We start from the raw sequence: 12,191 nt of genomic DNA on the forward strand, positions 1-12,191 counted from the left end.
TAAGGGAAGGCCTTAAAAGACAATGCTAAGGCCTGCCAGCAGAACTTGGCGAAAAGCCAAGTTTTTCTAATACCTATATGTTTAACAATTGTAGGAATACAAGGGAAACATTAGCAAAATAAACGCTAAGATCTTTCTTTTTCTTATATTACAATTGTAAAATAGAGTATGTCCGGCTACACTAGGAAGTATAATGAGTAATTATGTTTGAAAACAGGAGGAAGATCCTTTGGAAATGGAACAAGAATTAAAAACTTTTACGCTTGATTGGGCAGGAAGAGAGCTGAAAATTGAAACAGGTCAGCTCGCCAAGCAGGCAAACGGAGCGGTAATGGTTAGATATGGTGATACAGCAGTGCTGTCTACTGCGACGGCTTCAAAAGAAGCAAAAGATCTCCCATTTTTCCCGCTTACCGTGAATTATGAGGAACGATTATATGCAGCCGGTAAAATTCCGGGAGGTTTTATTAAACGAGAAGGACGACCAAGTGAAACGGCAGTATTGACAAGCCGTTTAATCGATCGTCCGATTCGGCCGCTCTTTCCAGACGGCTTTAGAAACGAAGTACAGGTTGTAAGCATTGTAATGAGTGTCGACCAGGATTGCTCTTCAGAAATGGCGGCAATGCTTGGATCTTCACTGGCATTGTCTTTATCTGATATCCCTTTTTCCGGACCTGTAGCAGGTGTGAACGTAGGCAGAATAGACGGAGAGTTTATTATTAATCCTACTTCTGAACAAATGGAAAAAAGTGATATTGAACTCACTGTTGCCGGTACGAAAGATGCTATCAATATGGTAGAAGCTGGTGCGAGTGAAGTACCGGAAGAAACGATGCTTGAAGCGGTCATGTTTGGACACGAAGAAATCAAACGTCTCGTTCACTTCCAAGAACAAGTAATGGAAGAAGCAGGCGTAAAAGAGAAAATGGATGTGGAGCTTCAAAAGCCGGATGAGGAACTTTCAGGTAAAGTCCGCGAAATAGCAGAATCCCGCTTGAAAGAAGCAGTGCAAGTGCAGGAAAAGAAAGCAAGAGAAGAAGCGATCGGCGAAGTGAAAGAATCGATTGCCGAACAATTTGAAGAAGAAGAACAAGAAGAAGTAAAAGAAATATTACAAGGGCTTGTCAAAGAAGAGTTCCGCCGTTTAATTACAAAAGAAAAAGTTCGACCTGACGGAAGAGGACCAGATGAGATAAGAAATTTAGCTTCTCAAGTGAAAATGCTGCCAAGAACGCACGGTTCCGGACTTTTTACACGCGGACAAACTCAGGCGCTCAGCATATGTACACTAGGCGCGCTTGGAGATGTTCAAATTCTTGACGGGCTGGGTATGGAAGAATCAAAACGATTTATGCACCATTACAATTTCCCTTCTTTCAGTGTCGGAGAAACCGGTCCGATGAGAGGACCAGGCCGCCGGGAAATCGGTCATGGCGCGCTAGGAGAAAGAGCGCTAGAACCAGTTATTCCACCGGAAAAAGATTTTCCTTATACCATCCGTGTTGTCTCTGAAGTGTTAGAATCAAATGGCTCTACCTCGCAGGCAAGTATATGTGCAAGTATTCTTGCTATGATGGATGCAGGGGTTCCAATTAAAGCACCTGTGGCCGGGATTGCGATGGGACTTGTGAAAGAAGATGAAGATGTAACCGTACTAACCGATATACAAGGGATGGAAGATGCTCTTGGAGATATGGACTTTAAAGTTGCAGGCACAGAACAAGGTGTAACAGCACTTCAAATGGATATTAAAATTTCAGGAATCGACCGAAACATTCTTGAATATGCATTGGAAAAAGCTCGTGCAGCACGTCTAAAGGTTCTTGAGAACATGCTGTCGGCCATTAGTGAATCGAGAAATGAATTGTCTGTTTACGCACCAAAAATCCTGACAATGACTATTCATCCAGATAAAATCCGTGATGTCATTGGACCGAGCGGAAAGACGATTAATCAAATCATTGAAGACACGGGCGTAAAGATTGACATTGAACAGGATGGCACGATATATATATCATCCACTGATGCGGAAGCGAACAACAAAGCAAAACATGTCATTGAAGACCTTGTCCGCGAAGTGAAAGTTGGAGAGACGTATCTTGGCAAAGTAAAACGAATCGAAAAATTTGGTGCGTTCGTAGAACTTTTCAAAGGTAAAGATGGTCTTGTTCACATCTCACAACTTGCTGAAGAACGTGTCAATAAAGTAGAAGATGTAGTTAAAATCGGGGACGAGATTATGGTTAAAGTAACAGAGATTGACAATCAGGGAAGAGTTAATCTTTCTAGAAAAGCTTTGTTAAGAGAACAAAATCAAAAATAAAAACGAAGAGAAGCACCCAAAAGAAAAGACGCTTGGCTTTGGCCAAGTGCTTTTTACTGGCTGTGCTGCTTTTTCAGCTGTCTGACCTAGGTTTTCAGTTCTATCCCTTGTATGCATTTGCATAGAATGTGGACAGGGGGGAGAACTTATGAAAAAGCAAATCACTGCGCTAAGTATATTTATTCTTATTATCCTATTTTTCGTACAAAAAGAAATCCCGTTTGAATCTATTCCATACATACACGATGATAAGCAGGTGGTTACCCCTGTTACGAGTAAGCCGTCTTCTTTATTTGAACAGTTAGAAGAAGCGGCAACCACATATAACGAACCACCAGTTGATGCAGTTGTAGATAAGGTGTGGAAAGCTATACCTGGCTATAACGGTAAAATGGTTGATATCAAAGCGTCCTATGAGGAAATGAAAAAAGAAGGCTCCTTTGATGAGCGGAAGTTAGTGTTTGAAGATATAGAGCCGGAAGTTCATCTTGAAGACCTGCCGCCAGCACCTATATATAAAGGAAATCCGCAAAAACCAATGGCAGCCTTTTTGATCAATGTATCATGGGGGGAAGAGCATCTTCCGTCAATTTTAAAAACGCTGCGTGAGGAAAAAGTTAAAGCGACCTTTTTTCTCGAAGGCAGATGGGTGCAAAAAAATCCTAAGTTAGCTAAAATGATCAAGGAAGAAGGGCATGAAATAGGCAGTCATGCTTACTCTCATCCCGATTTAAATGCAACACCCCGGGCTGGTATTAAAGAAGAGCTTCAAAAAACAAATGAAGCATTAGAAGCTGTATTATCTGAGAAACCAACATTATTTGCTCCTCCTTCAGGCAGCTTTAATCAAGATGTTGTAGAAATCGCTTCAGATTTGAATATGTATACAATTTTGTGGACAGTAGACACGATTGATTGGAAAAAACCTGACCCGATTGATATGGCAGAAAAAACAGCTTCTAAAGTAGAAAATGGATCGATGATATTAATGCACCCGACTGCATCAACTGCCGGTGGTTTAAAAGTAATGATACGTAATATAAAAGAAAAAGACATTGAACTAGACACGGTAACGAATCTCTTTGACGAGACAAGAATACGCTAAATTTTCAGTCATAATTCCAGTACAAGGAGGCTTCATTTTGGTACAAACAACGACTTTAGATAATGGACTCCGAATTGTAACCGAACATATATCATCTGTCCGCTCTATTACGATGGGAATATGGGTGGGAACAGGTTCAAGATATGAATCACAAACAGAAAATGGAATTTCTCATTTTTTGGAACATATGTTTTTTAAAGGAACCGCTGAACGAACTGCAGCTGACATTGCGGAAAGTTTTGATAAAATCGGAGGACAGGTGAACGCTTTTACGTCAAAAGAGTACACTTGTTTTTACGCAAAAGTGCTAGATGATCACGCTAATCGAGCATTGGATATTTTGTCAGATATGTTTTTTCACTCAACCTTTGATTCAGATGAGCTAGAAAAAGAGAGAAACGTTATTTTTGAAGAGATCAAAATGGTTGATGACACACCTGATGACATTGTACACGATATATTAAGTGAAGCCAGTTACGGCAATCATCCTCTCGGTAAACCAATTCTTGGAACCGAAGAAACAGTGTCTGCATTCAATAAATCAAGTTTACAAGCTTATAAGGATCGTTTTTATACAGCCGATAATGTAGTCATCTCTTTAGCAGGAAATATTAGCAGTGATGTTATTCAGCAGCTCAATGAACGATTTGGCTCGCTGCCATCCAGCAAAGACAAAAAACAGGTGAAGCAGCCAAGTTTTTTGACAGGCAAAAAAACGAAAAAGAAAGACACAGAACAAGCTCACCTATGTTTAGGATTTCCAGGTCTGCCTATTGGTGATGATGATATTTATTCTTTAATATTATTAAACAACGTACTTGGTGGAAGTATGAGCAGCCGTTTATTCCAAGAAATTCGTGAAAAAAGAGGGCTTGCGTATTCTGTTTTTTCCTACCATTCATCGTTTAAAGACAACGGTATGCTGACTATTTACGGAGGTACTGGTTTTAACCAGTTAGATGAACTGTTTGATGCTACGATGGAATGCGTACGCGATTTGGGAATGAACGGATTAACAGAAAAAGAACTGGCAAATGGCAAGGAGCAATTAAAAGGGAATCTTATGCTGAGTCTAGAAAGCACAAGCAGCCGTATGAGTCGTAACGGAAAAAATGAGCTTTTGCTCGGTTACCATCGGACATTAGATGAAGTAATGAAGCGAATTGAAAATGTTGATTTAAAAGATATTAAAAAAACGGCAGAGAAGGTTTTTCAAGAAGACTTTGCTCTATCCTTAATAAGCAAAGATGGGAAATTGCCTACCTCTATATAATATACAAGGAAGGGGTTAAGGGAGTTGCGATTAAGTGAAATAAGCAAAAAGGAAGTGCTCGATGCCAATACAGGAGAAAAACTTGGAATGCCTGGTTCAGCCGATCTGGTTATGGAAAAAGAAACAGGGAGAATTGAATCGCTTGTACTTCCTTCATCTCCAGCTTATCCGTTCCGAAAAAAAACAAAAGAATGGGTCATTCCTTGGGAAAACATTCAACGAATTGGTGAGGATTTTGTCATTATTGATACCGCGCATTTAAAGAAAATTCCAGGGAGATCAGAATAAATCTCAAATTATATTGGTTGATAAGCACAGCAGTCTTTTAATAAGGGCTGCTGTGCTTTTTTTTGTATATGTTCTAGGCTATTGTATTTCACTATTACTTTGTTTTCTCATAATGTATTAAAGGCGGAGATGCAGTGCGAAGGAGAGGAGCAAAATATGGGAAAAGCAAATAAAGTGGTGATCATTGGAGGAGATGCCAGACAGATTGAAATTGCAGAAAGCTTACTGGCAGATGGAAACGAAGTATTTTTATTAGGATTTGATCAATGGATGAGAAATGTGGCTGGAATCTCAAAAGCTGTTAGTGATACTGATGTGCCGTGGAGTGAATTAGATGCTGTTTTGCTCCCGGTTAGCGGTTTGAAATCAGATAACAAAGTAGAAGCCTGTTTTTCTTCAAAAGAATTAATTTTACAAGAAAGCTGGCTCAAAAAGACACCACAGAACTGTTTAGTTATGAGCGGCATTCATACTAACGAACTTGAAACAGTCATCAATACAGTGAAGCGTCCGTTAATAAAGCTTTTAGAGAGAGATGATGTAGCCATTTACAATTCGATTCCTTCTGCAGAAGGTACTCTTTTAATGGCCATGCAAGAAACCGATATTACCATTCATAAATCAAACACAGTGATTTTAGGATTTGGCCGCACAGGTCAAACGATAGCAAGAACCTTTTCAGTGCTGGGTGCATATGCAAAAGTAGGAACTATACATCCATCCGAAAAAGCACGTGCAGAAGCCATGGGTTTAGAGACTTTTGAACTCGAAGACCTGCCAGCCGTTGTTCAATCGGCCGACCTTTGTATAAATTCCATACCGGCAATGGTTTTACCAGAAGACATTCTTATACATTTTCCTGTTCATTCCGTTATCATTGATATTGCTTCTCCACCCGGGGGGACAGATTTTGAATATGCAAAAAAAAGAGGTATAAAAGCTATTTTAGCCCCGGGGCTGCCAGGAGTAGTTGCCCCAAAAACAGCTGGACGTATTTTAGCGAAAGTCATAAGTCAATTGCTTGGTGAAAACCAGGTGGAAAAGGAGGCTTAACATGCCTTTTCATAATAAGAAAATAGGTTTTGGTGTAACAGGTTCACACTGTACTTTAGAAGAAGCAATTCCCTATATGAAAGAATTGCGGGAAAAAGGAGCCGATGTGTATCCTTTTATAACTCCAACTGTGTTAAAAACGGATAGTAAATTTGGGGCAGCAGAAAAATGGTTAAAACAAATTCAAGCCGCTTCTGGAAAAACGGAAGTCATCGATTCAATTGTCAAAGCAGAACCATTTGGACCAAAAACACCGCTTGATGCAATGATAATTGCCCCTATTACAGGGAATTCAATCAGCAGATTCGCAAATGCTATTACAGATTCCCCCGTATTAATGGGAGCAAAAGCAACACTTAGAAATAGCAAGCCAGTAATACTTGCTATTTCAACAAACGATGCTTTAGGGCTCAACGGACCAAATATTTTGAAGTTAATGAATTCAAAAAATATTTTCTTTGTTCCATTTGGTCAGGATAATCCAGTAAAAAAACCTACTTCTCTGGTTGCCAGAATGGAAGATATCTCTGCAACATTGGAAGAAGCTCTTTCTGGTCGCCAATATCAGCCAGTCATTGTTGAAAAATTCAAAGATTAGACGATTACCGCTATTGCGAATTATTGCGTGATCTTTTATGTTAAAATAGATGCAGTTAAATACGAAGCTTCCATCACTATTATCATGGAAGTAATTTTCACGAAAACAGGAAGGAGTCATTCAATCATGGCTAATGAAACAGGATATAACGTAGCGGTTGTTGGAGCAACTGGTGCAGTAGGTGAACAAATGTTAAAAACGTTAGAGCAAAAAGAATTTCCTATTAAAAATCTAAAATTACTATCCTCGAAACGTTCAGCTGGTAAAAAAATTTCCTTTAAAGGAAATGAATATACTGTAGAAGAAGCGACACCGGAAGCATTTGAAGGTGTACAGCTGGCATTGTTTTCTGCAGGTGGATCTGTATCAAAATCACTTGCTCCTGAAGCAGTAAAAAGAGGAGCTGTAGTAGTAGACAATACAAGTGCTTATCGTATGGATGAAAATGTTCCGCTTGTCGTGCCAGAGGTAAACGAGAATGCCTTAAAGGAACATAATGGCATTATCGCAAACCCTAACTGTTCTACTATCCAAATGGTGGTAGCACTTGAGCCGATTAGAGAAAAGTATGGTTTGAAAAAAGTTATTGTCTCCACCTACCAAGCCGTGTCAGGAGCAGGGCTTGCTGCAGTAGAGGAAATGAAAGAACAATCTAGAGATGTTCTCGACGAAAAGGAAATTAAACCTGAAATCCTGCCTGTCGGCGGTGACAAAAAACATTATCAAATTGCTTTTAATGCGATTCCTCAAATTGATAAATTCCAAGATAATGGCTACACCTTTGAAGAAATGAAAATGATTAACGAAACTAAAAAAATCATGCATCAGAACGATTTGGAAGTAGCAGCAACGTGTGTTCGTCTTCCAGTGGAAACAGGACATTCTGAATCCGTATATATTGAAGTTGAAAACGGCTCTCCTGAAGTAGAGGAATTAAAGCAGCTGCTTTCAGAAGGAAAAGGCATTACCTTGCAAGATAATCCATCTGAGCAAGAATATCCGATGGCTGTTGACAGTGTTGGTCTTCCAGATGTGTTTGTCGGAAGAATCCGCCGCGATCTTGATCGTAATAATGCTTATCACTTTTGGGTAGTATCTGATAACCTTTTAAAAGGAGCAGCATATAATTCGGTACAGATTGCGGAAAGCCTTGTAAAATTGAATTTGTTAAAGGGATAAAGAGGGTTGCCTATGAAAGTGCTCGTTCAAAAATTTGGCGGTACCTCTGTTCAAAATGAAGAAACGAGAATAGCGGCAGCAAGACATGTGCAAAGCGCGGTAGAAGATGGTTATAAAGTGGTCGTCGTCGTTTCAGCGATGGGAAGAGATGGCGATCCATACGCAACAGATACATTACTTGGCCTTGTTCATAAAGAAGATTCTCACGTAGGGAACAGAGAAAAGGATTTACTCGTTTCTTGCGGAGAAGTTATCTCTTCCGTTGTTTTTACAGAGCTTTTACAATCACTTGATGTGAATGCAATTGCGATGACCGGCCCTCAGGCTGGATTTCGGACAAATGAAGACTTTGGCGAAGCTCGTATTGTGGATATGCAGTGCCGTTCCTTAGAACACTCGCTTTCAAATCTCGATGCTGTGGTTGTAGCAGGATTTCAAGGGGTGTCTTCTAATGGAGAAATAACCACGCTTGGCCGCGGGGGAAGTGATACGTCGGCTACAGCACTTGCTTCCGCTTTAACAGCGGAACGGGTAGATATTTTTACAGATGTAGACGGAATTATGACTGCTGATCCCCGTATTGTAGAAGAAGCTACTATCATCGATTCGGTTACCTATCAGGAAATTTGCAACATGGCCTATCAGGGCGCAAAAGTGATTCATCCAAGAGCAGTAGAGATCGCCATGCAGGCTAAGATCCCAATACGAATACGTTCGACGCTTTCTAAAGCAGAAGGAACACTGATTACGGTTGGATCAGATCCAGGTGTAGACTTAGAAGATCGGCCAGTAACGGGTATTGCACATATGTCAGGTTTATCTCAAATAACTGTAAGGGGAAAAGATTATTTAAATCTCCAGGCAGATGTTTTTCAAGAAATGGCAAAAGCCAACATATCTGTGGATTTTATTAATATCCAACCTGCTGCTGTCGTTTATACCGTTCCAGATGAACGGGTTGAGCAGGCCTTAAACGTATTGCAAGCAAAAGGATATGAACCAGAATGTTTATCAAATTGTGCTAAAGTTTCCGCTGTCGGTGCAGGTATGACTGGAGTTCCAGGAGTAGCTTCAAAGATCGTAGCTGCGCTGACAAAAGAAAATATTCAAATATTCCAATCTGCAGATTCTCATACCACCATTTGGGTGCTTGTGAAAGGGGAGGACATGAAAAAAGCAGTCTTTGCTCTTCATAAAATGTTTCAGCTAGAAAAACAGAATAATTCCGCCACGAATGATGATTAAACAGGCGGTGAAATCCTGCCGCTTCGACATGAGTTGGTTGGCGGATTAGATGGAAAGGGGCGGAATATGATTGGATTTCGGTCGATTGCTCACCGCTATGGTTACACCCTTTGATGAGAATGGGGCGATAGATAAGCCAGCACTTGAGCCATTGGTAGAACATTTGATTTCTACCGGTACAGAAGGCTTAGTAGTGGCTGGAACTACCGGTGAGTCCCCTACTCTAAAATCAGAAGAAAAGTTATTTCTTTTTAAACGAGTGAAAGAAATAGCTGGGAACCGTGCTTTTGTTATCGCCGGGACGGGAACGAATGATACTGCGTATTCGGCAGAATTAACAGAAAAAGCAGCTATGCTTGGGGTTGACGGTTTTATGGCCGTTACCCCGTACTATAATAAGCCCAGTCAAGAAGGTATGTATTATCACTTTGAATCGATTGCAAAAGCTTCAAATCTTCCTTTAATGATATATAATATTCCAGGAAGATGTATCGTTAATCTTCAGGCAGATACACTGCTTCATTTAAGTAAAATACCAAACATTACAGCTGTTAAAGAAGCCAGTGGTGATTTAGAACAGATCTCATATGTAATAGAAGAGAGCCCGGATCATTTCTACGTGTATAGTGGAGATGATTCGATGACGCTTCCAATTATGGCAGTAGGAGGACATGGGGTGGTGTCTGTTGCGGCTCATGTCATTGGAAGTGAAATGAACGAAATGATAAAAAGCTTTATAAAAGGGAACACAGAAACTGCTTCTGCTGCCCACAGAAAGCTACTTCCGAAAATGAAAGCTTGTTTTATCGCACCAAACCCTTCGCCAGTAAAAGCGATGCTTGAACAGCTCGGTTTCGTTTCTAAATATACAAGATCACCAATTCTGCCATTAAATGCAGCCGAAATAAAACAACTTGAACAATGGTTCAGCCTGGCGTAAAGCCAGGCTTTCTTATTTTTCAAACATTGGAATATACTTGTATTTTTTAATATATTTAAGTTATACTACTATCAAGTGATCTGTCCGGGTACAAATAAATAAAGTATATAAATTGAACGTATCAATCCATTTGAGAATTGAATACCTTAGGAGGAAATAATGTTGTCAAAGCAGTCTATTGAAAACATACGTGTTTTTGCCCTGGGCGGAGTCGGTGAAATAGGCAAGAACATGTATATTGTAGAAACAGATGAAGATATTTTTATGATTGATGCAGGTCTGATGTTCCCTGAGGATGATATGCTCGGTGTCGATGTTGTTATTCCCGATATTTCGTATATTGTTCAAAACAAAGAACGGTTTCGAGCCATTATTTTGACCCATGGTCATGAAGATCATATTGGAGCCCTTCCTTACATTCTTAGAAAAGTAAATGTTCCCGTGTACGGAACAAAATTAACACTAGGCCTTGTAGAAGATCACTTAAAAGAAAAAGGTCTTCGGAAAAAATCTGATCTTCGTTTAATTGATGAAGACAGCCGTATCAAAGCCGGTCAATTACCGATCAGCTTTTTCCGTGTAAACCATAGTATTCCAGGTTCTGTCGGTGTTTGTATTCATTCGCCGCAGGGGATTATCGTACATACGGGAGACTTTAAATTTGACCAAACTCCGGTAGATGGCAAATTCGCAGACATTGATAAATTATCACACATTGGTAAAGAAGGAGTACTCTGCTTACTATCGGACAGCACCAATGCAGAGAGGCCAGGTACCAGTCCTTCAGAAACTTCTACTGGTGAAGGAATTAAAGAAGTATTTCAAGAAGCAGAAGGGCGTATTGTCATTACCACCTTTGCTTCGAATGTCCACCGCATCCAACAGGTGATAGACGCTGCTAAACAACAACAAAGAAGAATTGCTGTTGTCGGGCATTCCATGAAGAAAGTAATTGATATTGCGCGCGATATTGGGTATCTTCATTGTCCAGACGAGCTTTTTATTGATACAGACAAAGTGAATGACCTTGATAATGATAAAGTGACTATTCTTTGCACAGGAAGCCAGGGCGAACCTATGTCAGCACTAACCCGGATGGCAAAAGGAGCTCATCGGCAAGTGACAATCGAAAGCGGTGATACAGTAATTATAGCTGCGAACCCCATTCCTGGTAATGAAAAATCCGTTTCTAGAATTATTGATTTTTTATACCAAATTGGGGCTGAGGTCGTTTATGGCGACCGCAATGTGCATGCTTCCGGACATGGATGTCAGGAAGAGCTGATGCTTATGCTGAATCTTTTAAAACCTACGTATTTTATCCCTGTCCACGGGGAATACAGGATGCAGTATGCTCACGGTGAACTTGCAGAAAAAGCCGGCGTAGATCCAAACCATATCTTTCTTGTTGATAAAGGAGAACGAATTGAGTTTGTTAACGGTAAAGCAAAACAGGCAGGTAAAGTGCCTTCCGGAAATGTCTTAATTGATGGTCTTGGTGTAGGGGACGTCGGAAACATTGTTTTACGGGACCGCAGACTTTTATCAGAAGATGGAATATTAGTAGTGGTTGTGACTTTAAACAAAAAGAACGGTGGAATAGTATCCGGACCGGATATCATTTCTCGAGGTTTTGTTTATGTCAGAGAATCCGAAGAACTTCTAGAAGAAGCGAATAAAAAAGTTTCAGCTACACTTGAAAAGTGCATGAGTGAAAATATTAATGAATGGTCCTCATTAAAAAGTAATATCCGCGATGTGTTAAGCCGTTATTTATATGAAAAAACAAAAAGGCGTCCGATGATCCTTCCAATTATAATGGAAGTTTAAAAAATGCTGTCCCACGGGTTGAATCTATAGTATTCTCCCAGCGGGACAGCTTTTTTAAAAGGTAAGAAATTATAAATAGTTGGCGTTTTTGATGTCTAGCTTCAGCGCCCAGCCGCTCAGGCACACACGATAAAGAGGAACTTTTGCTAAAACCGCGAACGTCCTGTCGCAACGCAAAAGTCAACACCTCCTGTGCAACCCATTTCAGCGTTGTCACAGGACGTCCTTCCACACGATGTGGTGACATCTACGTTGCACACTCGTCGCCACTAATGCCACGTCCTGTGGCATTAGTGACATTAGCACATCCTATGCGTCGACGTGTGCGATCTTAGTAGAAGTTCATTAAAATGA

10 protein-coding genes are annotated in these 12,191 nt (G+C 40.3%); all 10 read left to right on the forward strand.

Annotated features, from left to right (window positions below; all coding sequences use genetic code 11):
• Positions 1 to 235 precede the first annotated feature (235 nt).
• The 10 genes from FZF09_RS16725 (at position 236) to FZF09_RS16770 (ending at position 11,837) form a co-directional block, all read left to right on the forward strand.
• The gene (locus FZF09_RS16725; protein ID WP_158737758.1) at positions 236 to 2,326 is read left to right on the forward strand and encodes a polyribonucleotide nucleotidyltransferase; all 2,091 of its coding nucleotides are present in this window, start codon (positions 236 to 238) and stop codon (positions 2,324 to 2,326) included.
• Positions 2,327 to 2,474: 148 nt separating this feature from the next.
• Entirely contained in the window at positions 2,475 to 3,431 is a 957-nt protein-coding gene (locus tag FZF09_RS16730; RefSeq protein WP_158737734.1) for a polysaccharide deacetylase family protein, read from the forward strand.
• A 37-nt stretch (positions 3,432 to 3,468) separates the two neighbouring features.
• A complete protein-coding gene (locus FZF09_RS16735; RefSeq protein WP_158737735.1) occupies positions 3,469 to 4,704 on the forward strand; it encodes a M16 family metallopeptidase in 1,236 nt (411 codons plus the stop codon).
• A gap of 24 nt (positions 4,705 to 4,728) precedes the next feature.
• Positions 4,729 to 4,992 carry a YlmC/YmxH family sporulation protein gene (locus FZF09_RS16740; protein WP_158737736.1) on the forward strand — a complete coding sequence of 88 codons (264 nt, stop codon included), beginning with the start codon at positions 4,729 to 4,731 and terminating at the stop codon, positions 4,990 to 4,992.
• 156 nt (positions 4,993 to 5,148) lie between these two features.
• Positions 5,149 to 6,045: a dipicolinic acid synthetase subunit A gene (gene dpaA, locus FZF09_RS16745; RefSeq protein ID WP_158737737.1), complete on the forward strand. Its 897-nt coding sequence runs from the start codon at positions 5,149 to 5,151 to the stop codon at positions 6,043 to 6,045.
• Between the two features lies 1 nt (position 6,046).
• The gene (locus FZF09_RS16750) at positions 6,047 to 6,643 is read left to right on the forward strand and encodes a dipicolinate synthase subunit B (RefSeq protein ID WP_091583135.1); all 597 of its coding nucleotides are present in this window, start codon (positions 6,047 to 6,049) and stop codon (positions 6,641 to 6,643) included.
• 126 nt (positions 6,644 to 6,769) lie between these two features.
• Positions 6,770 to 7,822, forward strand: coding sequence for an aspartate-semialdehyde dehydrogenase (asd, locus tag FZF09_RS16755; RefSeq protein WP_158737738.1), 1,053 nt, complete (start codon positions 6,770 to 6,772; stop codon positions 7,820 to 7,822).
• Positions 7,823 to 7,834: 12 nt separating this feature from the next.
• Positions 7,835 to 9,067 carry an aspartate kinase gene (gene dapG / locus FZF09_RS16760; RefSeq protein WP_158737739.1) on the forward strand — a complete coding sequence of 411 codons (1,233 nt, stop codon included), beginning with the start codon at positions 7,835 to 7,837 and terminating at the stop codon, positions 9,065 to 9,067.
• A gap of 70 nt (positions 9,068 to 9,137) precedes the next feature.
• A complete protein-coding gene (gene dapA, locus FZF09_RS16765; RefSeq protein ID WP_158737740.1) occupies positions 9,138 to 10,007 on the forward strand; it encodes a 4-hydroxy-tetrahydrodipicolinate synthase in 870 nt (289 codons plus the stop codon).
• A 159-nt stretch (positions 10,008 to 10,166) separates the two neighbouring features.
• Positions 10,167 to 11,837: a ribonuclease J gene (locus tag FZF09_RS16770; protein ID WP_158737741.1), complete on the forward strand. Its 1,671-nt coding sequence runs from the start codon at positions 10,167 to 10,169 to the stop codon at positions 11,835 to 11,837.
• The last annotated feature ends 354 nt before the right edge of the window (positions 11,838 to 12,191 follow it).

Origin of the sequence: Alteribacillus sp. YIM 98480 (assembly GCF_009765375.1) — a bacterium.
GTDB lineage: Bacteria > Bacillota > Bacilli > Bacillales > Marinococcaceae > Alteribacillus.